Here is a 23,756-nt window from a genome sequence, read left to right as displayed (position 1 = left end):
TCTGGCGGCCATTATGCCGCAGCGGCAGTGCACTCACCCAGCCATTGGTCACACGGCGGGTTATTTGAGCGTGATCGCCCTGAAGTCTTTGTCGGAATGCCTACAGCCCTGCTGCAATTGTGCGTAAAATAGCCGGCTTTTGTCACACCTCGCGGATTCAAGCGCTATGGGCACCCTTTCGGTCAACCAGAACAAATTGCAAAAACGCCTGCGTCGTCTCGCTGGCGAAGCCATCACCGACTACAACATGATCGAGGATGGCGACAAGGTCATGGTCTGCCTGTCCGGCGGCAAGGACAGCTACACCATGCTCGATGTTCTGTTGCACCTGCAGAAGGTGGCGCCGATCTCGTTCCAGATCGTGGCGGTGAACATGGACCAGAAGCAGCCAGGCTTTCCGGAGCACGTGCTGCCGGCCTACCTCAAGGAACTGGGTGTCGAGTACCACATCGTCGAAAAGGACACCTACTCGGTGGTCAAGGAGCTGGTCCCGGAAGGCAAGACCACTTGCTCGCTCTGCTCGCGCCTGCGTCGCGGCACCTTGTACACCTTCGCTGATGAAATCGGTGCCACCAAGATGGCCCTGGGTCATCACCGGGACGACATCGTCGAAACATTCTTCCTCAACATGTTCTTCAACGGTGCCCTCAAAGGCATGCCGCCAAAACTGCGCGCCGACGACGGCCGTAACGTGGTGATCCGTCCGCTGGCCTACTGCAGCGAGAAGGATATCCAGGCGTACTCGGACATGAAGGCGTTCCCGATCATCCCCTGCAACCTGTGCGGCTCGCAGGAGAACCTGCAGCGTCAGGTGGTCAAGGACATGCTGGTCGAATGGGAGCGCAAGCACCCAGGCCGGACCGAAAGCATCTTCCGCGCTTTGCAGAATGTCGCACCGTCGCAGCTGGCCGACCGCAACCTCTTCGATTTCACCAGCCTGACGATCGATGAAAACGCCACCCCGCGCTTTCTTGACGTGGTAAACATCTGACCCATGCGTGACTATCAGTGGCTGCACGAGTTCTGCCTGAACCGCTTCGGCTCTGCCCGCGCCCTGGAGGCGGCCCTGCCGCAACCTCGCAGCCCGGAGCAGCTACGGGCGACCAGCGCTGATCGCTACTTGTCGACCCTTGCCCTGCGCGTATTTCGCGCCGGGCTCAAGCACAGCCTGGTGGACGCCAAGTGGCCGGCGTTCGAGCAGGTGTTCTTCGGCTTCGACCCGGAAAAGGTCGTGCTGATGAGTGCCGAGCACCTTGAGCGGCTGATGCAGGACACCCGCATTATCCGGCACCTGGGCAAGCTCAAGAGCGTGCCACGCAACGCCCAGATGGTGCTGGATATCGAAAAGCAGTGGGGCAGCTTCGGGAACTTCATCGCCGATTGGCCAGTAACCGATATCGTGGGTTTATGGAAATACCTGACCAAGCACGGTAATCAGTTGGGCGGTTTGTCCGCGCCGCGTTTCCTGCGCATGGTCGGCAAGGACACCTTCGTGCCGACCGACGATATGGCGGCAGCGCTGATCGCTCAAAAGGTCATCGACAAGAAGCCCACCAGCCAGCGCGACCTGGCCCTGGTGCAGGACGCCTTCAACCAGTGGCACGAACAAAGCGGCCGACCGTTGTGCCAGCTGTCGGTGATGCTGGCCCATACCGTCAATCACTGAGCCGGCGGGGGCGGGCCCGCCCCCCATCAGTTGCCTTCGCCGGCCAGGCGCCTTTGGTACTGGAACTTCCAGCGCACATACAGCAGCGCGGCCGTGAACAGCCCCAGGCTGACCAACAGCTCAAGCCAGCCAAACAGAGCCCGAGCAGGATCGAACGCCGCCACCACCCCCTTGATGAAGTAGATGTTGACCACGAAACAGGCCCAGGCATGCGCGCGGGCGCTGGCGCTGACCATGCCTGGCAGTACCAGCAGCAGTGGCAGCAGTTCAATGGCCAGGATCACGCTCACCCGCGCGCCATGCAGATTGGCGAACCACAGGTTGTTCACCACCAGCAGCGCGATCAAGCCCAGCACGAACACCAAGCTCAGCGCCCGGGTCACCCGTACCCGAGGTGCTAGCCATGCCTGCGCAGGCAGCGGTTTTCGCGCCTTAGCCACGCGTGGTCTCCAAGGCTTTGGCCGTGGTTGCCAGGCGCTGCCCCAGGGCGCGGCACAAAGCGATTTCGTGCTCATCGAGGTCGCGCTTGCCATCGGCGCCGGCGTGGTGGCTCGCCCCGTAGGGTGTGCCGCCGCCACGGGTCTCGATCAGGGCTGACTCGCTGTAGGGCAGGCCCAGTACCAGCATGCCGTGGTGCAGCAGGGGCAGCATCATCGACAGCAGGGTGCTCTCCTGACCACCGTGCAGGCTGGCGGTCGAGGTGAACACACCGGCGGGCTTGCCCACCAGCTCGCCGCCCAGCCACAAGGGGCTGGTACCGTCCAGGAAGTACTTGAGCGCAGCGGCCATGTTGCCGAAGCGGGTAGGGCTGCCCAGGGCCAGCCCCGAGCAGTGGCGCAGGTCGTCGAGGGTGGCGTAGGGCGCGCCACTGGCCGGCACGTCGGGCGCGACCGCCTCGCATTCGCTGGACACGGCCGGTACGGTGCGCAGGCGTGCTTCCATGCCGCCCAGTTCGATGCCACGGGCGATGTGCCGGGCCATCTCGCTGGTCGAGCCATGGCGGCTGTAGTAGAGCACCAGGATATAGGGTTCGCTCACGGCAGGATCTCCAGGATATTTTCGGGTGGGCGGCCGATCACGGCCTTGTCGCCGGCTACCAGGATTGGCCGCTCGATCAGCTTGGGATGGGTCGCCATGGCGTCGATCAGCTGGGCGTTGCTGAGTGTCGGATCGGCCAGATTGAGTTGAGCGTAGTCGTCCTCGCCCGTACGCAACAGTTGACGGGGCGGGATGCCTAGCTTGTCCAGCAGCACCTTGAGCGCGGCGACATCGAGGGGCGTTTCCAGGTAGCGCACCACGGTAGGCGCCAGGCCGCGGGCCTCGAGCAGTTCCAGCGCGCCGCGGGATTTGGAGCAGCGCGGGTTATGATAGAGCGTCAGGTCAGTCATGTGGGGTCGCATCCAGCAAGGTGTGACCGGTATTCTAACCGCAGCGACTGACCCATTTGCTCTAAAACTCGAGAAGGATTGACCCATGGCAAGGCGTCTGGCAGCAGTAATGGCCATCACCGCGAGCCTGTTGCTCGGTGGTTGCGGTGCCGATTATGGCGTGGACCAGCACGGCAACACGGTAAAGGCCGAGCAGGTAGACGGGCACTGGCTGGTGCTCAACTACTGGGCGGAGTGGTGCGGGCCGTGCCGTACCGAAATTCCCGAGCTCAATGCGGCTGCCAAGCAATGGGCCGCTGAGGGCATCAAGGTGGTGGGGGTGAATTTCGATGGCCTGCAAGGCGCGGACCTCAAGCAGGCGGCCGATACGTTAGGCATCGATTTCACCGTGCTGGCCCAGGACCCCGCCGAGCGCTATGACCTGCCCCGCAGCGAGGCGCTGCCGGTGACCTACATCATTGATGACAAGGGCAAGGTGCGTGAGCAATTGCTCGGTGAGCAGACGATCGAAGGCTTGAAGGCCAAGATCAAGGCCCTGAAACAGGGGTGACGCTGGCACGGCCTGAGCGAACGGGGCGCTGACCTGTCAAGCCAGGCCCCGCGGGCAACAGCCCGCCCGCTCAGCCCTCTTCAGGCCACAGGCGCAGCGGCTTGCCGTCGGTGGGCCACAAGCGCAATTGCTGATCCGGCGCCAGGTCCCAGCGGGTGACGTTGCCAAGGGCCTGCAGGAAGCGTTTTTCCTGTTCCATCAAAGCCGGTGCACACAGCTTGCGGGTGCTGCCGACGCTACCAAAACTCAAGCGCTCGCCATCGAGGGTGTAGGCCGCGAACCAGTGATTGCAGCCGGCATTGCCATAGGCGCGCCCGTCGCTGCCCAAGGTCATGCTCAAGTGGCTGTTGTCGATCAGGGGGCGCTCGCCGATCCACTCCAGTACGTAGCTGCGGTCTTGCTGCAGGTCCGAAGGGGCGGTCGCGCAGCCAAGCAGGCCGGTGGCAATCAGTGCGCTGGTAAGCAGGTTTTTCATTGTGCAGGCTCCTGGCAACGGGGGCAGAGGTGCCGGGCGTCCTGGCTTGCCCAGCCCAGTTCGGCGATGCGGGCGCTGGCTGCAGGCTGACGCGCTGCCTTGCCCAGCTTGGCATCGACCGCAAATTCGAAGTCCAGTACCGCATCGCAGTTGTCGCACGCCACTTGCCAGGCCAGGATCTCCAGTTCGTGGAAGACCGGCCCGTTGGCCACGGCAACCCACTGTCCGCGCGGGTTGATCAGGTGGCGGACGCTGTCCACGGTCAGGCGCATGGCCAAGTCCTTGCTGCCCTTGAGGGTGACCAGCAGGGTGTCGCCCTTGTGCATCGAGCCACCGTTGCCTGTGACCTGGTAACGGCCGGGCACCAGGGCTCGGCACTCGATCAGCGTGTGCTGCGGGTTGAAGAGGGTGTAGCGAAAATCGTGTTCGACCATGGGTCCTCCCTAAATGCCGCGTATCCTAGCATTAACCGGTCACCAGGTTCTGCGCCCTGCCTGCCGCCCAGCAGGCAATGTTCTCAAGCGTCGTCTGGGCAATGGCCTGCAAGGCCTCATGGGTGAGGAAGGCTTGATGGGCCGTGACGATCACATTCGGGAATGTCAGCAGGCGCGCCAGCACATCGTCCTGCAGGGGTAGGTCCGAACGGTCTTCGAAGAATACTTTGGCTTCTTCTTCGTAAACGTCCAGGCCCAGGTAGCCCAGCTGGCCGCTCTTGAGCGCATCGAGTAGTGCCGGCGTATCGACCAGCGCCCCGCGTCCTGTGTTGACCAGCATGGCGCCAGGTTGCAGGTGCGTCAGGCTCTGGGCATTGATCAGGTGCCGGGTACCTGGCGTCAACGGGCAGTGCAGGCTGATGATGCGTGCCTGGCTCAGCAACGCTGGCAAACTCATGTAGCGCGCGCCCAAGGCCTCGAGCTGCGGGTCGGGGCAGGGGTCGTAGGCCAGTAGTTGGCAGCCGAAGCCGGCCATGATGCGTGCGAAGGCCGCGCCGATCTGGCCGGTGCCGACGACCCCGACGGTCTTGCCATGCAAGTCGAAACCGGTCAGCCCGTGCAAGGTGAAATCGCCTTCACGCGTGCGGTTGTAGGCCCGGTGCAAGCGCCGATTGAGCGCCAGTATCAGCGCCACGGCGTGCTCGGCCACGGCTTGGGGCGAATAGGCCGGTACCCGCACCACATCTATTCCCAGCCGCTGGGCCGCCGCCAGGTCGACATGGTTGTACCCAGCTGAACGCAAGGCCACCAGGCGCGTACCACCGCGCGCCAGGCATTGCAGCACCGCCGCGTCGAGCTCGTCGTTGATGAACGCGCAGACGACCTCGTAGCCCTGGGCCAGCGGCGCGGTATCCGCCGTAAGACGCGCGGACTGAAAATGCAGTGCCACGCCGCCGCCCACGGCGGCCTGGGTGAAACTCTCCTGGTCATAGTGCTGACTGCTGAACAGCAGGGCGCGCATGGTGGCTCCTTGTGCATAGGCACTGGGTCAGTGGAAAGGGCGGCTGCCCTCAAATACTCAGCCTGGCCTCGGCTGCCAGCCGGCTGATCGCGTTGTCCAGTTCATCGAGCGCCTCCCCAGCCAAGGGGCTGTCCTGCTTGAGCAGGGTCTCGCTGCGTTGGCACGCGGCACGCAGCTGAGGCACGCCGCAATAGCGAGAAGCGCCGTTGAGCCGGTGCACCTGCTCGATGAGCGTACGACGGTCATGCGCTTGACGTGCATCCCGAATAGCGGCGCGGTCATCTTCCAGCGAGGCCAGCAACATGCTCAGCATGTCGGCGGCCAGATCGGCTTTGCCTGCCGCCAGGCGCAGGCCTTCGTCATGGTCGAGCACCTTCAACTCGTCAGGCCCAGTGGGCAGGCTCGCCGGCATCTGCGGCGACAAGCCAAGGCTCAGCCCAGTCCACTTCATCACCACCTGTGCCAGTTGCCGCTCGCTGATCGGCTTGGTCAGGTAGTCGTCCATGCCGCCATGGAGCAAGGCGCGTTTTTCATTGGCCATTGCGTGGGCGGTCAGTGCAACGATTGGCAACGGGTTGCCGCTCTGGGTGTTTTCCCAGCGGCGAATTTGCTCGGTGCAGGCGCGTCCGTCCATGCCGGGCATCTGCACGTCCATCAGTACCAGGTCGAACGGTTCGCTCTGCACGGCCTGTACCGCCGCGTAACCATTGTCGACAGCCGTCACCCGGGCGCCCAGGTCCTCCAGCAGAGTCTGCACCAGCAAGAGGTTGGCCGCGTTGTCATCCACGCACAGCACCTTGGGCTGGCGCTGCTGGCCCACCATGGCGCTGACCTCGCCCTGCAACCGGCGGGGCTGGACCATTTCCAGCAGCAGGCGGCGCAGCTTGCGCGTGCACGATGGCTTGGACAGCAGTTGGCCGTGGCCATTGGACAGGTAAGGGTGATAGAGCGCCTGCTCGGTCGTGGGGCACAGCACCACGCACTGGCAATGATGCCGCTCCAGATGCTGGTAATACTGACCCAGCTGTTCAGGCGCCAGGGAGCCCACGTTGGCGCCCAGCACGGCGAAGTCGAAAGGCTGCCCCGCCTGGCTGGCAGCTTGCACCGCCTGCACCAGTTGCTCGTAGGAGGTAAAGACACAGACGCTCAGGCCGCAGTCCTGCAACTGGTGCTCCAGGGCCTGCCGCGCCAGTGCATGGCCATCGACGATGGCGGCGCGCCGGCCGAGCAAGGGCTGCAGAGGCAGCTCCTCGGCATCGTCGTGCGCCTTGGGCAGGTTGAGGCTGATCCAGAACTGCGAACCTTCGCCAGGGGTGCTATCGACGCCGATTTCGCCGCCCATCTGCTCGATCAGGCGCTTGGAGATCACCAGCCCCAGGCCGGTGCCGCCTGGCTGGCGGGCCAGGGAGTTGTCAGCCTGGCTGAAGGCCTGGAACAGCGTGCGTACATCTTGAGGCGACAGGCCGATGCCGGTGTCCTGGACGCTAATGCGCAATTGGGCGCTGTCCTCGTGCTCGTCTTCGAGCATGGCGCGCACGACGATGGTGCCTTCGCGGGTGAACTTGATCGCGTTGCTGACCAGGTTGGTGAGGATCTGCTTGAGGCGCAGCGGGTCACCGATCAGCGAGGAGGGCGTATCGCGGTAGATCAGGCACAGCAGCTCAAGCTGCTTGGCATGGGCGGCCGGTGCCAGGATGGTCAGGGTGTCCTGGATCAGGTCGCGCAGGTTGAAGGGGATGCTGTCGAGCACCAGCTTGCCTGCTTCTATCTTGGAGAAATCGAGGATTTCATTGATGATCCCGAGCAAATTGTCGGCTGACTTCTCGATGGTGTTCAGGTAGTCCACCTGGCGGGGCATCAGCTCGCTTTTCTGCAGCAGGTGGGTAAAGCCCAGAATGCCGTTGAGCGGCGTGCGGATTTCATGGCTCATGTTGGCCAAAAATTCCGACTTGATGCGGCTGGCTTCCAGGGCTTCCTTGCGGGCCATGTCCAGCTCGATGTTCTGGATTTCGATGGTTTCCAGGTTCTGCCGGACATCCTCGGTGGCCTGGTCGATGCTGTGCTGCAGCTCTTCGTGGGCACTGTGCAGGGTCTCGGCCATGCGGTTGATGCCGCGGGCCAGTTCGTCCAGCTCGTGACTGCCCATGGCCGGCAGGCGTTCCTCCAGGTGGCCGTCCTTGAGCTGGTTGACCGCATGCTTGATGCGCTCGATCGGCGTGTTGATGGCACGGCTCATGCGCAGGGCCAGCAGCCCGCTGACCACCAGGCAGGCCAGGATCAGAAGCAGCGTGGTGAACAGGTTGCGGTAGCCGCGCAGCAAGGTGCCGTCATGGGACAGCTCGATCTCCACCCAGCCCAGCAAGCGTTCGGCTTCGGCAGGCACGGCATCGGTGGCCAGGTCACGGTGGTGGCCGAACACTGGCATCAGGTAACGAGTGGCGTCGTTGCCACTGCGTTGCAGCAACTGGGTACCGCTGCCGCCGCTGGGCGGTTGGTTGAGCATGCTCGGGCCGGCATGGGCCAGCCGACTACGATCCGGTGTCAGGAAGGCGACGGCGCGTACGTCGGCCTGTTCGAGGGTTTGCGCGGCAATGCGCTCCAGTTGTGCAGGCGCTTTGCGGGCCATGGCCGGGGCTGCCAGCGGCGCCAGCTGCTCGGCCAGCATCTTGCCCCGTTGCAGCAGTTGCGTACGCAGGTCGCTCTGTTGCAGCCAGGTGAAGTAGCTGCCCAGCACCACTGCCATCAACCCGGCTGGCAGCAGCGCCAGCAACAGCACGCGGCTGCGAATTCCCAAACGATCGAGCACACTCGCCTCCTGTCAATGTGCCTGGATGCCGCCCTGCAAGGCGGCCAAGCGGGGACGTTACTCCCCCTCGCCAGCCATTGCACGCGTTAAGTCCGTACGCAGGTGCAGCACCGGCGGTGGTATGTGGCGCCGGGCACGGGCAAGGCATTGCACGGGCTTTATAGCCTGTAGCTATATGCACCACAGATTGCGTGATATGGCGAAGCGGGGTTTGCCGGTATGATGGGCGCCCCCGCCGTCCGGATTGTGAAAGACACCATGACCTTGCAGTATCCAACCATCGCCGATTGCGTCGGCAATACGCCCCTGGTTCGCCTGCAGCGCCTGGCTGGCCAGACCAGCAATACCTTGCTGCTCAAGCTCGAGGGCAACAATCCTGCCGGCTCGGTCAAGGACCGTCCCGCGCTGTCGATGATCGCCCGTGCCGAATCGCGCGGCCAGATCAAGCCTGGCGATACGCTGATCGAAGCCACCTCCGGCAACACCGGCATCGCGTTGGCCATGGCAGCGGCAATCAAGGGTTACAAGATGATCCTGATCATGCCCGACAACTCCACGGCCGAACGCAAGGCGGCGATGGCAGCCTACGGCGCCGAGCTGATCCTGGTGACCAAGGAAGAGGGCATGGAAGGGGCACGCGATCTGGCTCAGCAGCTGGAAGCCGATGGCCGTGGCGTGGTGCTCGACCAATTCGCCAACGGTGACAACCCGATGGCGCACTACACCAGCACCGGCCCGGAAATCTGGCAGCAGACCCAGGGGCGCGTTACCCACTTCATCAGTTCCATGGGCACCACCGGGACCATCATGGGGTGCTCGCAGTACCTCAAGGAGCAGAATCCAGCGGTGCAGATCGTCGGCTTGCAGCCGATGGAAGGCGCGGCCATTCCGGGTATTCGCCGCTGGCCTCAGGAATACCTGCCAAAAATTTTCGACGCAGCCCGGGTCGATCGCATTGTCGACATGTCCCAGGACGAGGCCGAGCAGACCATGCGCAGGCTTGCCCGTGAAGAGGGCATTTTCTGCGGCGTGTCTTCCGGTGGTGCAGTTGCCGCCATGCTGCGCCTGTCCCAGGAAGTGGAAAATGCCACCTTGGTGGCCATCATCTGCGACCGCGGCGACCGTTACCTGTCCACTGGCCTGTTCGATCCGAGCTAAATGTCCAAGAAGAAAACCAACAGCGGCCTGCGCTTTCAGCCAGCCGGTGGCAATCGTAGCCCCCAGGTTCCCGTGGGCAAGAAGCAACGCCTGGTCATCGAGCGCCTGTCAGGGGACGGTCGCGGCATTGCTTTCCATGAAGGGCGCACCTGGTTCGTCACTGGCGCCCTGGCAGGCGAAGAGGTCGAGTCGAGGGTGCTCAATGCCCGTGGCAAAGTCGTCGAAGCACGGCTTGAACGGGTGCTCCAGGCCAGTCCCGAGCGCCGCGAAGCCCCTTGCAAATACTACGGCCAGTGCGGGGGGTGCAACCTTCAACACCTGCCCCATGAGACTCAGCTAGCGCTCAAGCAGCGCACCCTGGCCGAGCAACTGCAACGGGTGGCCGGTGTGCAGCCCGAGCAATGGGCCGCGCCCTTGACCGGGGCCGCTTTCGGCTACCGTCGCCGCGCCCGTGTGGCCGTGCGCTGGGACCCCAAGACCCGCCAGTTGGCAGTCGGTTTCAGGGCGCAGGCCAGTCAGGACATCGTTGCCATCGATGATTGCCTGGTGCTGGTACAGCCCTTGCAGTCGATCCTGCGTCACTTGCCCACGGTGCTGCGCTCGTTGGCCAAGCCCCAGGCCCTGGGCCATGTGGAGCTGTTCAGCGGCACGGCCGAGGCAGTGCTGGTGCGTCATGTCGCGCCGTTGCCGGCCGAAGATGTTGCACGCTTGCAGGCGTTCTGCGCCGAGGCCAGCGCGCAGTTGTGGCTGCAGGGTGAAGGCGAGCCGCAGCCGGTGGATGCCACCGGGCCGCTGGGTTTCGACCTGGCGCCCTGGCAGCTGCAACTGGCCTGGCGCCCCGGCGACTTCGTGCAGGTCAACGCCCAGGTCAATACCGCCATGATCGAGCAGGCCTTGGCCTGGCTCGCTCCGCAGCCCGAAGAGCGGGTACTGGACCTGTTCTGCGGCCTGGGCAATTTTGCCTTGCCGCTGGCACGGCATGCCCGTGAGGTGGTGGCGGTAGAAGGCGTACAGGCCATGGTCGATCGTGCGGCGGCCAATGCCCGCAGCAACGATGTGCATAACGCGCAGTTTTTTCAGGCCGATTTATCGCAGCCGTTGACGGGCATGGAATGGGCCGCCGAGGGCTTTTCTGCGGTACTCTTGGACCCACCGCGCGACGGTGCATGGGAGGTGGTGCAGGGCATCGCCCGTCTTGGGGCCAAGCGGCTGGTCTATGTATCGTGCAACCCGGCCACACTGGCGCGAGACGCCCAGGTGCTGGTCGGGCAGGGGTACCGGTTAACAAGGGCCGGGATTCTCGACATGTTTCCTCAAACGGCGCATGTCGAAGCCATGGCGTTATTCGAAGTGGGCTAGCCAGCTGGCCCCTTGGTGCGGCTTCCAGGGAATGGCAGCCGTGCGGTGATTGCCAGTGCACCCGCAGGGTGCGCTGTATGGAAAGGTAAAACAAAGATGGTACAGGTGAGAGTGCACCAGCCGGTCAATACCGACGGCAGTATCAATCTCGAAGCGTGGTTGGACCATGTGGTCAGCGTCGATTCGGCGCTCGACCGCGCAGCGCTCAAAGAGGCCTGCGAGTTTGCCCAGGAAGTCGAGAAGAAGGGCAACCCGGCCAAGCATTCCTGGGCCGATGGTACGTCGAGCTATCAGGCAGGTCTTGAGATTGCCGAGATTCTCGCGGACCTCAAGCTCGACCAGGATTCCCTGGTAGCGGCGGTCATCTACCGCGCTGTGCGAGAAGGCAAGGTCACCCTGGCCGAAGTCAGCCAGCGCTTCGGGCCGGTCGTGTCCAAGCTGATCGATGGCGTGCTGCGCATGGCTGCGATCAGTGCCAGTCTCAGCCCCCGTCAGTCGCTGGTGCTCGGCTCTCAGGCGCAGGTCGAGAACCTGCGCAAGATGCTGGTGGCGATGGTCGACGACGTTCGCGTGGCGTTGATCAAGCTGGCCGAACGTACCTGTGCCATTCGAGCGGTAAAGGCCGCTGATGACGAGAAACGCCTGCGAGTGGCGCGGGAAGTGTTCGACATCTACGCCCCCCTGGCCCACCGTCTGGGTATCGGGCATATCAAGTGGGAACTGGAAGACCTTTCGTTCCGCTACCTCGAGCCCGAACAGTATAAGCAGATCGCCAAGCTGTTGCACGAGCGTCGCCTGGACCGTGAACGCTTTATCAGCGATGTCATGAACCAGTTGCAGAACGAACTGCTGGCCACCGGGGTGAAGGCGGACATCAGTGGCCGCGCTAAACACATCTACTCGATCTGGCGCAAGATGCAGCGCAAGGGCCTGGAATTCAGCCAGATCTACGACGTGCGCGCCGTGCGGGTGCTGGTCCCCGAGATACGCGACTGCTACACCGCCCTGGGTATCGTGCACACCTTGTGGCGTCACATCCCCAAGGAGTTCGACGACTACATCGCCAACCCCAAGGAAAACGGCTACCGCTCCCTGCATACGGCGGTAATCGGCCCGGAGGGCAAGGTGCTGGAAGTGCAAATCCGCACCCACGGCATGCACGAGGAAGCGGAGCTTGGCGTCTGCGCCCACTGGCGATACAAGGGCACCGACGTCAAGCCCAGCTCGAACCACTACGAAGAAAAGATTTCCTGGCTGCGCCAGGTGCTGGAGTGGCATGAAGAGCTGGGCGACATCGGGGGCCTGGCCGAGCAACTGCGGGTCGACATCGAGCCCGACCGGGTGTACGTGTTCACCCCGGACGGTCACGCCATCGACCTGCCAAAAGGCGCGACGCCCCTGGACTTCGCCTATCGGGTGCACACCGAGATCGGCCACAACTGCCGGGGCGCCAAGATCAACGGGCGCATCGTGCCGCTCAACTACAGCCTGCAGACCGGCGAGCAGGTCGAAATCATCACCAGCAAGCACGGTAACCCGAGCCGTGACTGGCTGAACTCGAACCTGGGCTATGTCACCACTTCGCGCGCGCGGGCCAAGATCGTGCACTGGTTCAAGCTGCAGGCGCGCGACCAGAACGTTGCCGCCGGCAAGACGCTGCTCGAACGCGAGCTCAGCCGGCTGGGCCTGCCGCAGGTCGACTTCGAGCGCCTGGCCGAGAAGACCAACGTCAAGACGGCCGAGGATATGTTTGCGTCCCTGGGCGCTGGGGACCTGCGTCTGGCGCATCTGGTCAATGCGGCGCAACAGCTGCTGGAGCCTGAGCGCATCGAGCAGATCGAACTGGTGCCGCGCAAGCCCAGCGGGCCGCGTGGGGGCAAGCGTGGCGACATTCAGATCCAGGGCGTGGGCAACCTGCTGACGCAGATGGCCGGTTGCTGCCAGCCGTTACCTGGCGATGCCATCGTCGGCTACATCACCCAGGGTCGCGGTGTAAGCATCCACCGCCAGGATTGCGCCTCGGTGTTGCAGCTGGCCGGCAAAGAGCCGGAGCGCATGATCCAGGTCAGCTGGGGGCCAATTCCGGTACAGACTTACCCGGTCGACATCGTCATCCGTGCCTATGATCGCCCCGGTTTGCTGCGCGATGTGTCGCAGGTGCTGCTCAACGAGAAGATCAACGTGCTGGCGGTCAATACCCGCTCGAACAAGGAAGACAACACGGCGCTGATGTCGCTGACCATCGAGATCCCCGGTTTGGATGCCCTTGGGCGCTTGCTGGGGCGTATCTCGCAGTTGCCGAACATCATCGAGACACGGCGTAATCGTACGCCCTGAATCCCGCGTGCACGATTCGCGGGCATCCCGCCCCTCAGGGGCCGGTTTGCCCGCCAAGCCCGACCGTCAAGGACTTGCCTGAATGACCTACACCCTCCAGGACCTGCTCCACCTCATGGCCCGCTTGCGCGACCCGCAATACGGCTGCCCTTGGGACCTGAAGCAGGACTATGCCAGCATCGTCCCACACACCCTCGAAGAAGCTTACGAGGTGGCGGACACCATCGAGCGCGGCGATTTCGAGGACTTGCAAGGCGAGCTGGGCGACCTGCTGTTCCAGGTGGTCTACTACAGCCAACTTGCCCGGGAGGAGGGCCGTTTCGCGTTCGACGGCGTGGTGGACGGCATCACCCGCAAGCTCATTCGTCGACACCCCCATGTCTTTCCGACCGGGGACCTGTATGCGCCGCTGGAGACGCCCAGCCTGAGCGATGAGCAGGTCAAGTCACGCTGGGAGGAAATCAAGGCGCAGGAGCGGGCGCAGAAAAGTCGTCCAGAACAGCTGTCATTGCTCGACGATGTCCCAACGGCATTGCCTGCCTTGTCCCGGGCGGCCAAACTGCAAAAGCGCGCGGCCACCGTCGGGTTCGACTGGCCCGAGGCCTTGCCGGTTGTGGACAAGGTGCGTGAGGAACTCGACGAAGTGTTGCAGGCCATGGCCGACGGGGACAACGATGCGCTGGAAGATGAAGTCGGTGACTTGCTGTTCGCGGTAGTCAACCTGGCGCGTCACTTGAAGCATGACCCTGAAAACGCCTTGCGCCGAGCCAATCGTAAGTTCGAGCGACGTTTTCGCTTTATCGAGCAGGCGTTGCGTGACAGCGGCACTGCCATTGAAGACTGTAACCTTGATGCGCTGGACACCCTTTGGGGTGAAGCCAAGCGTCAGGAAAAGAACCTGCCCAGCTGCGGCTGAGCTGTTGCATAAGTGAGTGAACATTCATGAGCCTTTCCCTTCGCGACCAATTGCTCAAAGCCGGGCTGGTCAACCAGAAACAGGTTTCTCAGGCCAACAAGGCTGAAAAGAAACAGAAGCGCCTGGAGCACAAAGGCCAGGTCGACGTGGACGATACCCAGCAGCGGCTGGCCAAGGAAGCCATGGCCGAAAAGGCCAAGCGTGACCAGGCGCTCAACCGTGAACAGCAGGAAAAAGCCGAGAAGAAGGCACGCGCCGCGCAGATCAAGCAACTGATTGAAGCGACCCGCCTGCCCAAGCTCACGACCGAGGATTACTACAACTTCGTCGACGACAAGAAGGTCAAGCGTATCGCGGTCAATGCCCTGATGCGCAGCAAATTGAGCAATGGTGCGCTGGCGGTGGTGTCCTACGGGGGCGGCTATGAGGTCATTCCCCGCGAGGCGGCCGTCAAGATCCAGGAACGTGACCCGGGCCGGGTATTGCTGCTCAATACCCATGTCGAGGAAGCCGACGACGACGATCCGTATGCGGCGTACAAGATCCCTGACGATCTGATGTGGTAATGCTGCAAGGCCCTGTCTGAACGTCCACCGGGTGGTCAGGGCCGCATTGTGCGGCGATGGGCCGCAAGGCGGCCCCTGGCGCCATGACGGGTTTCACGTCACGGTTTTCTGAAGATCGCGGTCACTGCGTGGTGCGCTGCTTTTCCAGGTCTTCCAGTTCGACACGGTATTGTTGCGCCTCGTGTTCGTTGTGGAACATCCCGACCAACTGGCCCTGCTGGTGCACATCCCAGATCCGCACGCCTGCGGCCAGGCCTTCGTGGGACATTTTCGATTCGTCGCGTTCGGTCACTTGAACTGTCATCGTTAAACTCCACTTTTTCTGGTTGGGTGCGACAGTCTGTCGCACGCCTTATTTATAGAGTTTGTTAGCAGCCTAAGTAAATAAAACGGCCATGAAACAAGTTTCATGTAGCCATGGTATGCCTAGGCCCGACTGCTTTATGCCCGCCCAAATAAAAGCCCCGCACGGGGCGGGGCTTGGTGTTGCGTTATGGCTCAACGCCGAAAAGCTTGAGTGTCAGTTACCTTTAACCGACTTGCCATCGACCGTACCGTCCTGCAGGACGATCACGTATTCCTTGCCATCGGTTTCCACTTGGCGCAATTGCACCAGCAAGTAGTCCCAGTTCTTGGCAAACCACAGCTCGGTGATGCGCTTGCTCTGGCTTGGATCACGCACACGTTCGACCTTGACGGCATCCACCTGGCCGGTCTTGGTGGTGACTTTCTCAGTACCCAGTACGCGGAAGTCATAGGTGTCGATCTCGTCACCATCGACCACCTGGTAGGTCATGCTCTTCTTGCCAGCGGCTACATCGTGCTGCAGCGCCAGCTGATAGGACGACTTGTCGAGCACCCCACGGTTGAGCGGCAGAGTGATCGCATCGCCACGATCGCTGCCGGTCACTTTCTTGGCAGCCCAGTCGAAGTTCAGGTCGACCTTTTTGGCCTTGCCAAGACCGCCGCGTTCGAAGTGGTAACGCTGCGGCAGCAAGGTGTCGTTATCCAGGCGCAGCGAGCTTTGCTCGGTCAGGCTGGCGATCATCATCGACGCTTTGAAGTTCAGGTCCCAGGTACCATCGGCATTCTTGACCAGGCTGCGTTCGGCGGTACCGCTCATGGGCAGTTGCTTCCAGTCGGCGGTGTAGCTGGCCGAGAACGGCTTCAGGTCTGCTGCCTGGAGGGGCAGGGCAAGCACGGCAAGAGCCAACAGCAGGGCACGACGCATAGTATCTCCTAGGATCGAATCAAATGACCGCTGGCCGACAGGGGCTGGCCATCCAGTAATGCACCTTGTTCGCCAAGACGCAAGCGGCCGTTGGCGAACCAGTGAACAGCCATTGGGTAGATGACGTGTTCCTGTGCGTGAACCCGCTGAGCCAGGCTTTGGACCGTGTCATCGGGTGCCACCGGCACGACAGCCTGTACGACCAACGGGCCCCCATCGAGTTCCTCAGTGACAAAGTGGACACTGCACCCATGCTCGACATCCCCTGCTTCCAGGGCGCGTCTATGGGTGTGCAACCCTTTGTAGCGAGGCAGCAGCGAAGGGTGGATGTTGAGCAGGCGACCTTGGTAGTGGCGCACGAAGTCGCCACTGAGGATACGCATGAAACCCGCCAGCACCACCAGGTCCGGAGCGAACCCATCGATACAGGCCACCAGGGCCGCATCGAAGGCTTCGCGGCCCTCGAAGCCGGTATGGTCAAGGACCGCGGTGTCGATACCGGCAGCGGCTGCACGCTGCAGCCCGTAGGCATCGGCGCGGTTGGAGATGACCGCGCCAATGCGCACGGCGCTGTCCGGGATGGCGCAGCTGTCGATCAGCGCTTGCAGGTTGCTGCCGGAACCCGACAGCAATACCACCACATTGCAGGGCTTGCTCGGCATCAGTGTGCCTTGAGGTTCTGCAGCTCGACCTGGGCAGCGCCCTCTGCGGCCTCGGTGATGTGGCCGATGACCCAAGGCTGTTCGCCGGCGTTGCGCAGTTCGCTCAGGGCGGTTTCGACCTGGTCCTGGCCTACGCAGATCACCATGCCCACGCCGCAGTTGAGCACGCGGTGCATTTCATGCTCGTCGACGTTGCCCTTTTCCTGCAGGAAATCGAAGACGGCTGGGCGCTTCCAGCTGGCCACGTCGATGACCGCTTGGGCATTGGCCGGCAGTACGCGCGGGATATTGTCCAGCAGGCCGCCACCGGTGATGTGGGCCATGGCCTTGACCGCGCCGGTGTTCTTGATCAGTTGCAGCAGCGGCTTGACGTAGATGCGCGTTGGCGCCATCAGCAGTTCGGTCAGCGGCTGGCCGTCGAGCTGGGTGCTTTCAACGTCGGTGCCCGAGACTTCGAGGATCTTGCGGATCAGCGAGTAACCGTTGGAGTGCGGGCCCGAGGATGGCAGGGCGATGAGCGCATCACCGGTGGCCACGCGCGAGCCGTCGATGATCTCGGCCTTCTCCACCACGCCTACGCAGAAGCCTGCCAGGTCGTAGTCTTCACCTTCGTACATGCCCGGCATCTCGGCCGTTTCGCCGCCGACCAGCGAGCAGCCTGCCAGTTCGCAACCTGCGCCGATACCGGTGACCACGGTAGCCGCCACGTCCACGTTGAGCTTGCCGGTGGCGTAGTAGTCCAGGAAGAACAGCGGCTCGGCACCGCAGACCACCAGGTCGTTCACGCACATGGCGACCAGGTCCTGGCCGATGCTGTCGTGCTTGTTCAGGTTCAGCGCCAGGCGCAGCTTGGTGCCCACGCCGTCGGTGCCAGAGACCAGCACCGGCTGCTTGTAGCCAGCCGGGATCTCGCAAAGGGCGCCGAAGCCGCCCAGGCCACCCATGACTTCAGGGCGTGCGGTGCGTTTTGCCACGCCCTTGATGCGTTCGACCAGTGCTTCGCCGGCGTCGATGTCTACACCGGCGTCCTTGTAGCTCAGGGAGGGTTGCTTGCTCATTGATCCAGGCCTTTAGGAGGGAGGGATTCGTAAAAACGACCCTGACGGCAAGGGCCGGCAGCCATGCAGCGGCTAACCGTGACATCAGTGGTCTGTGAAGGCGCGCGATTTTATCAGGGTTGCCGGGCAGCGGCCATCCTCCGGCCGACGGGCAGGTGAATTTAGGGCTCTCGCCGGTGCAAGATCGCCAGAAGCCTGGCCTTGCCGGTGCTACCTTTAACCGTGCCGCTTGAGGTATGAGTGCTGAAGCTTGAAACTCGCCGTTCCAGAGCACAAGGACACAACGATGCGCTTGTTCACTACTTGGGTCATGGGATGTCTGTGGTTGATCGCAGGCGCGGCCCAGGCCGAGAACGTCTCCGGCCTTTATCAGGTCCGCGAGCCAGTGGCCGGGCAGGGCGCCGAGGCGCGTGCGGCGGCGACCAGCCAGGCCTTCGACACCCTGGTGCTGCGCCTGACCGGCGACCCCAAGGCCGTGCAGAGCCCGGCGCTGGCCGCATTGCGCAAGGATCCGCAACCGATCGTCAACCAGGTGGGCAGCGACGCAGGGCCACCCGAAACCGTCCGGGTCGAGTTCGACCCCGGCAGCACCGAACGTGCCCTGCGCAAGGCGGGCCTCAGTCTGTGGGGCAGCAATCGCCCGTCGATTCTGGGTTGGTGGCTCGTCGAGAGTGTTGACGGCACTAGCCTGGTAGGGGACGGCCAGCCTAGCGCCCAGCCGTTGCGGCGCGCGGCCCGTCACCGGGGCTTGCCGCTGCGTCTGCCGCTGGCCGATCTGCAGGAGCAACTGGTGGCCGACGCCAAGCATATCGAAGCCAAGGATCCCGGGCCGCTGCGTGAGGTCTCCCAGCGCTACGGCGCCGATGCCCTGTTGGCCGTGCACGCCCAAGAAGTCGACGGCAAATGGCAAGGCAAATGGCAATTGTGGCTGGGCGATGGGCGCGAGCAGGGCAGTGCCGAAGGAGCGGACCCGGCAGCGCTGGCCGACGCCGTGATGCTTGCCGTGAGCACGCGGCTGGCACCGCGCTACGTAACGCGTCCCGGGGCCAGTGGTCAGGTGCAGATGCAGGTCCAGGGCATGAACCTGCCGCGCTACGCTGAGCTGGCCCGGGTGCTGGAGCCCTACGGCGCGCAGTTGAAGCGGGTCGACGGCGACGTGCTGACCTATTCGGTCATCGCCAGCCGCGAACAACTCCGGGCTCAGCTGGCATTGGCCAAGCTCAGGGAAGTCCCAGCCGAGCAGGCACCTGCGCCGCAGGTGACCCTTGGGTCAGTGGGTACGTCCACAAACGAGCCACCGGTGTCGCCTGCGGCCGCCACCGAACCGTTCGATGGCTTGCGCTTTAGTTGGTAAGAGGGTCGTTCATGACTGACATGCGTCGTTGGATCTGGCTGGGCGTGGCAGTGATCGCCATCGCCCTGCTCTATAGCCTGCATAATATTCTTACGCCGTTTCTGGTCGGCATTCTGCTGGCGTACCTGGCCGACCCGCTGGTCGATCGCCTGGAGCGCCTGGGTTTGTCGCGGACCTGGGGCGTAGTGGTGGTGTTCGGGCTGTTCACGCTGCTGATGCTTGCACTGTTGCTCGTGCTCATCCCCATGTTGGCCAAGCAGTTGGTGCGCCTGTACGCGCTGGCGCCGCAGATGCTTGACTGGCTCGAACATGTCGCCTTGCCTTGGGTGCAGGGGCGTCTGGGCCTTGCCGACGGGTTCTGGAAATTCGACAAGATCAAAGCGGCCATCGGCGCGCACATGGGGCAAACCACCGATATCGTCAGCATGCTCTTGTCCCAGGCAACGGCCTCCAGCCTGGCGTTGATGGCCTGGGTGGCCAACATGGTGCTGATCCCCGTGGTCGGGTTCTACCTGTTGCGTGACTGGGACTTGATGATGGCCAAGTTGCGCAGCTTGTTGCCGCGCCAGAGGGAGCCACAAATCGTTGGGCTGGCCAGCGAGTGCCATGAGGTGCTGGGTGCGTTCGTGCGTGGGCAACTGCTGGTGATGGTCGCGTTGGGCATCATCTATTCGGCAGGCTTGATGCTGGTGGGGCTTGAACTGGGGTTGTTGATCGGCATGCTGGCAGGCCTGGCGGCCATCGTCCCGTACATGGGCTTCATCATTGGCATCGGTGCGGCGCTGGTGGCAGGGCTGTTCCAGTTCGGTGGCGATCTGTATCCCATGCTCGGCATCGTCGCGGTCTTCATGGTCGGTCAGGCACTGGAGGGCATGGTGCTGACACCTCTGTTGGTAGGCGACCGGATCGGTTTGCACCCTGTGGCGGTGATCTTCGCCATCCTGGCCGGCGGAGAGCTGTTCGGTTTCACAGGCGTGCTGCTCGCGCTTCCGGTGGCGGCGGTCATCATGGTGCTGCTGCGCCACGTGCACGGCTTGTACAAGGAGTCGGACATGTATGCAGGGGATGCGCCGGCTCCCGTCCACCTCGATCCCCCTGCACCCGACCAGCCGTGACAGGCCGGCAGGTGAGCCCAGGTTGCTGCGGCGATAGTGCAACCCATTGATTTTGCTTGGACTCTGCAGCGGCGTCATTGTGCACCCCGCTTGGCAGGTATAGACTTTGCCGATTGTCCACAAAAGGCCCCCAGCGGTCCTGTCGACCGCCCGCGAGCATGAAACCACCGATCCAGTTGCCCCTGGGTGTGCGCCTGCGCGACGACGCCACCTTCATCAACTACTATCCGGGCGCCAATGCCGCTGCGTTGGGGTATGTCGAGCGGCTTTGCGAAGCCGACGCCGGCTGGACCGAAAGCCTCATCTACCTGTGGGGCAAACAAGGCGTGGGCCGCACGCACCTGCTGCAAGCGGCCACCCATCGCTTCCAGCAGCGGGGCGAGCCTGCCGTCTACCTGCCGTTGGCGCAGCTGCTCGAACGCGGTACCGGTCTTCTGGACTACCTGGCCCAGTACGAGCTGGTGTGCATCGATGACCTGCACGTCATTGCCGGCAAGCCGGACTGGGAGGAGGCCATGTTCCACCTGTTCAACCGCCTGCGCGACAGCGGCCGTCGACTGCTACTGGCAGCCTCCGCTTCCCCGCGGGAATTGCCGGTCAAGCTGCCTGACCTGAAATCCCGTCTCACCCTTGCCCTGGTGTTCCAGATGCGCGGCCTGTCTGACGAAGACAAGCTACGTGCCTTGCAATTGCGGGCATCCAGGCGCGGCCTGCACCTGACCGACGAAGTGGGTCACTTCATCCTCACCCGCGGCGCGCGCAGCATGAGTGCGCTGTTCGATCTGCTGGAACGGCTCGATCAGGCTTCCCTGCAAGCCCAGCGCAAACTCACCATCCCTTTCCTGAAGGAAACCCTCGGCTGGTAAGTCCCTGGAAACACGGGGCCAGAGCCATCCCACGGAAAAGTCACATCTTTTTCGATAAAATTTGCAAATGGAACTTATAGTGGGCATAGTTCCACCCCACTAAAGGATTACAGACACGGTTGTGCCCATGCTCAAGCGCTTCGCACCCCTCGTGCCACTCGCACTCGTGACCCTGCTTTTTGGCTGTGCGGCCCAAGGGCCGGTATCCCAGCCCCAGGATCACACCCCGGTCGCCGTACAGCCGGTGATCAAGGCCAAGGCCTCGTCTTCGCCAGTGTTTGGCGAACCCCAGGAAGTGGCTACCGACGATGAACTGGAGGTTTTCTCCAGCAGCAAGCCCTATCAGTTGCCAGTGCTGGCCGACAGCATTCTGGAGCGCGGCATGTCGTTGATCGGCACCCGCTATCGCTTTGGCGGTACCTCGGAACAGTCCGGCTTCGATTGCAGCGGCTTCATCGGCTACCTGTTCCGCGAGGAGGCAGGCATGACCTTGCCGCGTTCTACTCGCGAGATGATCAACGTCGATGCGCCGAAGGTGGCGCGCAACAAACTCAAGCCAGGCGACCTGCTGTTCTTCAGCACCAATGGCCGTGGCCGTGTCAGCCATGCCGGGATCTACCTGGGCGACAACCAGTTCATCCACTCCAGCAGCCGTCGTAGCGGCGGTGTGCGCATCGATAGCCTCGGTGACCGTTACTGGAGCAAGACCTTCCTTGAGGCCAAACGTGCCTTGGCCATGGCGCCGACCCATATCGCGCGCAACTAATGGCAATCTGATGTGTCCTAACCACGGCGTCGCTGCTTTGCAAAAAAGCTCGACGCCGTGCGTATTTACAGAAAGCGTCTAATCTAATTTCTCAACTCTATCCCGCTGCGGCCCAGCGTTCCCATACAGGATGTTTTGGCCATGACAACGATGGCGCGCTTCGCTTTCATTTCCCTGGCAGCCTTATTGGCGGCCTGCTCGAGCCAACCCCAGGCACCTGCCCCTACCCGGGTCGTGCAGCCTCAGGTTACCTATAGCCAACCCAGCTTTTCGCCCACTGCCGATGACGTACTGATTCGCGCCATTGGTCTGGTTGGCACGCCTTACCGCTGGGGCGGCAATACGCCCGATTCGGGTTTCGACTGCAGTGGTCTGATCAAGTACGTCTACCGCGATGCCGCCGGCATCAGCCTGCCGCGCTCCACGCGGGAGATGATCGGCATGCGTGCGCCTACTGTGGATGTGAAATCCTTGCAGTCCGGTGACCTGGTGTTCTTTGCGACCAGTGGCGGTTCGCAGGTGAGCCATGCTGGCATTTATGTCGGGGACGGGCGCTTCGTGCATGCGCCGCGCACCGGCGGTACGGTGCGGTTGGACTATCTGTCAAACAGCTACTGGGCCAAGGCCTACCTGCAGGCCAAGCGGGTCATCCCACAAGGGCACCTGGCCCAGAACCCCTGAGCCCGATCACCGAGCTTTGCTGACGCGCCAGATGGCATTGCCTACATCGTCAGCTACCAGCACGGCCCCGTGGCCATCCAGGGCAACCCCCACGGGGCGGCCCATGGCTTGGCCGCTTTCATTCAGGAACCCATCGAGCACGTCCATGGGCTTGCCCGATGGCTTTCCCGAGGCGTCGAAGGGTACGAATATCACCTTGTAGCCGCTGTGGGGCTTGCGGTTCCAGGACCCATGCTGGCCAATCAATGCACCTGCCCCAAAACGCGCTGGCAACACATCCGGCCCGGCGAAGGCCAACCCCAATGAGGCGGTATGCGGCCCTACGGCGTAGTCGGGTACCCGTGCCCGGGCGACCTTGGCAGGGTCCTGGGGCTGCACGCGTTCATCCACGTGCTGGCCATAGTAGCTATAGGGCCAACCATAGAATCCACCTGCTTGTACCGAAGTGATGTAATCCGGTACCAGGTCGCTGCCGATTTCGTCACGTTCGTTGACTGCGGTCCAGAGCGCGCCACTGTGAGGCTCCCAGGCAAGCCCGTTGGGGTTGCGCAGGCCGGTGGCGAACAGGCGGTGCTTGCCAGTGCTGGGGTCGATCTCCCAGATCGCGGCGCGCCCCTGCTCCTGATCGAGGCCGTTTTCACCCACGTTGCTGTTCGAGCCCACGGTGACATAGAGGCGCCGTCCATCGGGGCTTGCGATGACATTCTTGGTCCAATGGTGATTCAAAGGGCCGGCTGGCAGTGAGGTGACTACCTCTGCCGGACCGGTTACCTGGCGTGCACCGGGCTGGTAGTGAAAACGCAGCAGTTTATCCGTATCGGCCACGTAAAAATCGTTGCCCACCAGTGCCATCCCAAAGGGCGAGTTCAGCCCGTCGGCAAAGGTATGGCGGATTTCCGCAACGCCGTCCTGGTCCGCGTCGCGCAACAGGGTAATGCGATCAGGGCTGGGCACGGCGGCCCCCGCGCGTGCCATGACCCGCTTCATGGCCCATCCGCGGATACCCTTGGCGTCTTCGGGTTTGGCAGGTGCGTTGGTTTCTGCCACCAGCACGTCGCCATTGGGCAGCACATAGAGCCAGCGCGGATGGTCGAGGTCACCGGCAAAGCGCGACACCTGCAACCCGGGTGCAGCCTGGGGCATGCGTCCGGCGGGCCAGCCGACGGCTGGCGCGATGTTCACGGTGGGTAGCAGGGTCTTGGCGGGGGAGGGCAGCTGCGGCGCAGGGCCGGTGCCGTCGGCCACTGTCAGGCGCGCCCTTTCGCCGCAGCCACTCAGGCCCAGGCTTACAAGAAGTGCAACAGGCAGTGCCACGCGGTTCATGGTCGGCGTCCTCGGCAGGTTCTA

At 63.1% G+C, this 23,756-nt stretch carries 25 protein-coding genes; 13 read left to right on the top strand and 12 right to left on the bottom strand.

Annotated elements, in window-relative coordinates; all coding sequences use genetic code 11:
* Positions 1 to 166 precede the first annotated feature (166 nt).
* Both ttcA and ACK59L_RS12400 read left to right on the top strand, forming a co-directional pair.
* Entirely contained in the window at positions 167 to 991 is an 825-nt protein-coding gene (gene ttcA / locus ACK59L_RS12405; RefSeq protein ID WP_023534071.1) for a tRNA 2-thiocytidine(32) synthetase TtcA, read from the top strand.
* A gap of 3 nt (positions 992 to 994) precedes the next feature.
* A complete protein-coding gene (locus ACK59L_RS12400) occupies positions 995 to 1,666 on the top strand; it encodes a DNA-3-methyladenine glycosylase I (RefSeq protein ID WP_058605335.1) in 672 nt (223 codons plus the stop codon).
* Between the two features lie 26 nt (positions 1,667 to 1,692).
* Here the strand turns inward: ACK59L_RS12400 and ACK59L_RS12395 are convergent, their stop codons facing one another.
* From ACK59L_RS12395 to arsC, 3 genes are read right to left on the bottom strand one after another with little or no spacing between them, the layout of a single operon-like run.
* The gene (locus tag ACK59L_RS12395; RefSeq protein WP_196136347.1) at positions 1,693 to 2,106 is read right to left on the bottom strand and encodes a DUF2069 domain-containing protein; all 414 of its coding nucleotides are present in this window, start codon (positions 2,104 to 2,106) and stop codon (positions 1,693 to 1,695) included.
* Positions 2,099 to 2,704 (bottom strand): NAD(P)H:quinone oxidoreductase, encoded by a 606-nt coding sequence (gene wrbA, locus ACK59L_RS12390; RefSeq protein ID WP_058639500.1) that lies wholly within the window; start codon positions 2,702 to 2,704, stop codon positions 2,099 to 2,101. Before wrbA ends, ACK59L_RS12395 begins: the two co-directional genes overlap by 8 nt.
* The gene (gene arsC, locus ACK59L_RS12385; RefSeq protein ID WP_196136348.1) at positions 2,701 to 3,054 is read right to left on the bottom strand and encodes an arsenate reductase (glutaredoxin); all 354 of its coding nucleotides are present in this window, start codon (positions 3,052 to 3,054) and stop codon (positions 2,701 to 2,703) included. The genes wrbA and arsC overlap by 4 nt, the downstream gene beginning before the upstream one ends.
* Before the next feature lie 85 nt (positions 3,055 to 3,139).
* On the opposite strand from arsC, the gene ACK59L_RS12380 reads away from it, so the two are divergent.
* Positions 3,140 to 3,604 carry a TlpA disulfide reductase family protein gene (locus ACK59L_RS12380; RefSeq protein WP_409273893.1) on the top strand — a complete coding sequence of 155 codons (465 nt, stop codon included), beginning with the start codon at positions 3,140 to 3,142 and terminating at the stop codon, positions 3,602 to 3,604.
* A 70-nt stretch (positions 3,605 to 3,674) separates the two neighbouring features.
* Here the strand turns inward: ACK59L_RS12380 and ACK59L_RS12375 are convergent, their stop codons facing one another.
* From ACK59L_RS12375 to ACK59L_RS12360, 4 genes are read right to left on the bottom strand one after another with little or no spacing between them, the layout of a single operon-like run.
* Positions 3,675 to 4,079 (bottom strand): META domain-containing protein, encoded by a 405-nt coding sequence (locus ACK59L_RS12375; protein WP_144965329.1) that lies wholly within the window; start codon positions 4,077 to 4,079, stop codon positions 3,675 to 3,677.
* Positions 4,076 to 4,513, bottom strand: a complete 438-nt coding sequence (locus tag ACK59L_RS12370; RefSeq protein WP_409273891.1) for a hypothetical protein — start codon at positions 4,511 to 4,513, stop codon at positions 4,076 to 4,078. Before ACK59L_RS12370 ends, ACK59L_RS12375 begins: the two co-directional genes overlap by 4 nt.
* A 31-nt stretch (positions 4,514 to 4,544) precedes the next feature.
* Positions 4,545 to 5,534, bottom strand: coding sequence for a 2-hydroxyacid dehydrogenase (locus ACK59L_RS12365; protein ID WP_409273889.1), 990 nt, complete (start codon positions 5,532 to 5,534; stop codon positions 4,545 to 4,547).
* 49 nt (positions 5,535 to 5,583) lie between these two features.
* Positions 5,584 to 8,340 (bottom strand): response regulator, encoded by a 2,757-nt coding sequence (locus ACK59L_RS12360; protein WP_144965332.1) that lies wholly within the window; start codon positions 8,338 to 8,340, stop codon positions 5,584 to 5,586.
* Positions 8,341 to 8,598: 258 nt separating this feature from the next.
* Between ACK59L_RS12360 and cysM the strand changes: the two genes are divergently transcribed.
* The 5 genes from cysM (at position 8,599) to ACK59L_RS12335 (ending at position 14,676) form a co-directional block, all read left to right on the top strand.
* On the top strand, positions 8,599 to 9,498 hold the full coding sequence (cysM, locus tag ACK59L_RS12355; protein ID WP_144965334.1) for a cysteine synthase CysM: 900 nt from the start codon (positions 8,599 to 8,601) through the stop codon (positions 9,496 to 9,498).
* Positions 9,499 to 10,857: a 23S rRNA (uracil(1939)-C(5))-methyltransferase RlmD gene (gene rlmD / locus ACK59L_RS12350; RefSeq protein ID WP_409273886.1), complete on the top strand. Its 1,359-nt coding sequence runs from the start codon at positions 9,499 to 9,501 to the stop codon at positions 10,855 to 10,857.
* 96 nt (positions 10,858 to 10,953) lie between these two features.
* Positions 10,954 to 13,194, top strand: coding sequence for a GTP diphosphokinase (gene relA / locus ACK59L_RS12345; protein WP_100852090.1), 2,241 nt, complete (start codon positions 10,954 to 10,956; stop codon positions 13,192 to 13,194).
* 82 nt (positions 13,195 to 13,276) lie between these two features.
* Positions 13,277 to 14,110 carry a nucleoside triphosphate pyrophosphohydrolase gene (gene mazG / locus ACK59L_RS12340; RefSeq protein ID WP_167339255.1) on the top strand — a complete coding sequence of 278 codons (834 nt, stop codon included), beginning with the start codon at positions 13,277 to 13,279 and terminating at the stop codon, positions 14,108 to 14,110.
* A 26-nt stretch (positions 14,111 to 14,136) separates the two neighbouring features.
* Positions 14,137 to 14,676, top strand: coding sequence for a DUF2058 domain-containing protein (locus ACK59L_RS12335; RefSeq protein WP_023534063.1), 540 nt, complete (start codon positions 14,137 to 14,139; stop codon positions 14,674 to 14,676).
* Positions 14,677 to 14,797: 121 nt separating this feature from the next.
* On the opposite strand, the gene ACK59L_RS12330 is transcribed toward ACK59L_RS12335, so the two are convergent.
* The 4 genes from ACK59L_RS12330 to purM all read right to left on the bottom strand — a co-directional run bounded on the left by ACK59L_RS12330 (position 14,798) and on the right by purM (position 17,627).
* Entirely contained in the window at positions 14,798 to 14,980 is a 183-nt protein-coding gene (locus ACK59L_RS12330) for a hypothetical protein (protein WP_023534042.1), read from the bottom strand.
* Between the two features lie 216 nt (positions 14,981 to 15,196).
* Entirely contained in the window at positions 15,197 to 15,907 is a 711-nt protein-coding gene (locus tag ACK59L_RS12325; protein WP_058639491.1) for a DUF3108 domain-containing protein, read from the bottom strand.
* A gap of 8 nt (positions 15,908 to 15,915) precedes the next feature.
* Complete coding sequence (gene purN, locus ACK59L_RS12320; protein WP_196136352.1) at positions 15,916 to 16,569, bottom strand: phosphoribosylglycinamide formyltransferase; 654 nt, start codon at positions 16,567 to 16,569, stop codon at positions 15,916 to 15,918.
* On the bottom strand, positions 16,569 to 17,627 hold the full coding sequence (purM, locus tag ACK59L_RS12315) for a phosphoribosylformylglycinamidine cyclo-ligase (RefSeq protein WP_058639489.1): 1,059 nt from the start codon (positions 17,625 to 17,627) through the stop codon (positions 16,569 to 16,571). Before purM ends, purN begins: the two co-directional genes overlap by 1 nt.
* Before the next feature lie 286 nt (positions 17,628 to 17,913).
* Between purM and ACK59L_RS12310 the strand changes: the two genes are divergently transcribed.
* From ACK59L_RS12310 to ACK59L_RS12290, 5 genes are all read left to right on the top strand, one after another.
* The gene (locus ACK59L_RS12310) at positions 17,914 to 18,981 is read left to right on the top strand and encodes a DUF2066 domain-containing protein (protein WP_409273882.1); all 1,068 of its coding nucleotides are present in this window, start codon (positions 17,914 to 17,916) and stop codon (positions 18,979 to 18,981) included.
* Between the two features lie 11 nt (positions 18,982 to 18,992).
* Positions 18,993 to 20,096: an AI-2E family transporter gene (locus ACK59L_RS12305; RefSeq protein ID WP_409273880.1), complete on the top strand. Its 1,104-nt coding sequence runs from the start codon at positions 18,993 to 18,995 to the stop codon at positions 20,094 to 20,096.
* Between the two features lie 158 nt (positions 20,097 to 20,254).
* Positions 20,255 to 20,962 carry a DnaA regulatory inactivator Hda gene (gene hda / locus ACK59L_RS12300; protein WP_027913921.1) on the top strand — a complete coding sequence of 236 codons (708 nt, stop codon included), beginning with the start codon at positions 20,255 to 20,257 and terminating at the stop codon, positions 20,960 to 20,962.
* A 127-nt stretch (positions 20,963 to 21,089) separates the two neighbouring features.
* On the top strand, positions 21,090 to 21,728 hold the full coding sequence (locus ACK59L_RS12295; protein WP_409273877.1) for a C40 family peptidase: 639 nt from the start codon (positions 21,090 to 21,092) through the stop codon (positions 21,726 to 21,728).
* 141 nt (positions 21,729 to 21,869) lie between these two features.
* Positions 21,870 to 22,409 carry a C40 family peptidase gene (locus tag ACK59L_RS12290; RefSeq protein WP_058605353.1) on the top strand — a complete coding sequence of 180 codons (540 nt, stop codon included), beginning with the start codon at positions 21,870 to 21,872 and terminating at the stop codon, positions 22,407 to 22,409.
* A gap of 6 nt (positions 22,410 to 22,415) precedes the next feature.
* Here the strand turns inward: ACK59L_RS12290 and ACK59L_RS12285 are convergent, their stop codons facing one another.
* Complete coding sequence (locus ACK59L_RS12285; RefSeq protein ID WP_409273875.1) at positions 22,416 to 23,732, bottom strand: PQQ-dependent sugar dehydrogenase; 1,317 nt, start codon at positions 23,730 to 23,732, stop codon at positions 22,416 to 22,418.
* Positions 23,733 to 23,756: the final 24 nt, after the last annotated feature.

Origin of the sequence: Pseudomonas sp. KCJK9111 (genome assembly GCF_046231935.1) — a bacterium.
Taxonomy (GTDB): Bacteria; Pseudomonadota; Gammaproteobacteria; order Pseudomonadales; family Pseudomonadaceae; genus Aquipseudomonas; species Aquipseudomonas parafulva_B.
The sequence above is the reverse complement of the archived record's forward strand: the minus strand, read 5'-3'. Positions and strand labels throughout refer to the sequence as shown.

What these genes read in the sequence shown, in the direction of transcription:
- cysM (WP_144965334.1), top strand. Translation starts at nt 8,599, where the DNA reads ATGACCTTGCAGTATCCAACCATCGCCGATTGCGTCGGCAATACGCCC.
- ACK59L_RS12330 (WP_023534042.1), bottom strand. Translation starts at nt 14,980, where the DNA reads ATGACAGTTCAAGTGACCGAACGCGACGAATCGAAAATGTCCCACGAA.
- ACK59L_RS12335 (WP_023534063.1), top strand. Translation starts at nt 14,137, where the DNA reads ATGAGCCTTTCCCTTCGCGACCAATTGCTCAAAGCCGGGCTGGTCAAC.
- ttcA (WP_023534071.1), top strand. Translation starts at nt 167, where the DNA reads ATGGGCACCCTTTCGGTCAACCAGAACAAATTGCAAAAACGCCTGCGT.
- hda (WP_027913921.1), top strand. Translation starts at nt 20,255, where the DNA reads ATGAAACCACCGATCCAGTTGCCCCTGGGTGTGCGCCTGCGCGACGAC.
- relA (WP_100852090.1), top strand. Translation starts at nt 10,954, where the DNA reads ATGGTACAGGTGAGAGTGCACCAGCCGGTCAATACCGACGGCAGTATC.
- ACK59L_RS12375 (WP_144965329.1), bottom strand. Translation starts at nt 4,079, where the DNA reads ATGAAAAACCTGCTTACCAGCGCACTGATTGCCACCGGCCTGCTTGGC.
- ACK59L_RS12310 (WP_409273882.1), top strand. Translation starts at nt 17,914, where the DNA reads ATGCGCTTGTTCACTACTTGGGTCATGGGATGTCTGTGGTTGATCGCA.
- ACK59L_RS12370 (WP_409273891.1), bottom strand. Translation starts at nt 4,513, where the DNA reads ATGGTCGAACACGATTTTCGCTACACCCTCTTCAACCCGCAGCACACG.
- purM (WP_058639489.1), bottom strand. Translation starts at nt 17,627, where the DNA reads ATGAGCAAGCAACCCTCCCTGAGCTACAAGGACGCCGGTGTAGACATC.
- mazG (WP_167339255.1), top strand. Translation starts at nt 13,277, where the DNA reads ATGACCTACACCCTCCAGGACCTGCTCCACCTCATGGCCCGCTTGCGC.
- ACK59L_RS12365 (WP_409273889.1), bottom strand. Translation starts at nt 5,534, where the DNA reads ATGCGCGCCCTGCTGTTCAGCAGTCAGCACTATGACCAGGAGAGTTTC.
- ACK59L_RS12285 (WP_409273875.1), bottom strand. Translation starts at nt 23,732, where the DNA reads ATGAACCGCGTGGCACTGCCTGTTGCACTTCTTGTAAGCCTGGGCCTG.
- ACK59L_RS12290 (WP_058605353.1), top strand. Translation starts at nt 21,870, where the DNA reads ATGACAACGATGGCGCGCTTCGCTTTCATTTCCCTGGCAGCCTTATTG.
- ACK59L_RS12295 (WP_409273877.1), top strand. Translation starts at nt 21,090, where the DNA reads ATGCTCAAGCGCTTCGCACCCCTCGTGCCACTCGCACTCGTGACCCTG.
- purN (WP_196136352.1), bottom strand. Translation starts at nt 16,569, where the DNA reads ATGCCGAGCAAGCCCTGCAATGTGGTGGTATTGCTGTCGGGTTCCGGC.
- ACK59L_RS12380 (WP_409273893.1), top strand. Translation starts at nt 3,140, where the DNA reads ATGGCAAGGCGTCTGGCAGCAGTAATGGCCATCACCGCGAGCCTGTTG.
- ACK59L_RS12400 (WP_058605335.1), top strand. Translation starts at nt 995, where the DNA reads ATGCGTGACTATCAGTGGCTGCACGAGTTCTGCCTGAACCGCTTCGGC.
- arsC (WP_196136348.1), bottom strand. Translation starts at nt 3,054, where the DNA reads ATGACTGACCTGACGCTCTATCATAACCCGCGCTGCTCCAAATCCCGC.
- rlmD (WP_409273886.1), top strand. Translation starts at nt 9,499, where the DNA reads ATGTCCAAGAAGAAAACCAACAGCGGCCTGCGCTTTCAGCCAGCCGGT.
- ACK59L_RS12325 (WP_058639491.1), bottom strand. Translation starts at nt 15,907, where the DNA reads ATGCGTCGTGCCCTGCTGTTGGCTCTTGCCGTGCTTGCCCTGCCCCTC.
- ACK59L_RS12305 (WP_409273880.1), top strand. Translation starts at nt 18,993, where the DNA reads ATGACTGACATGCGTCGTTGGATCTGGCTGGGCGTGGCAGTGATCGCC.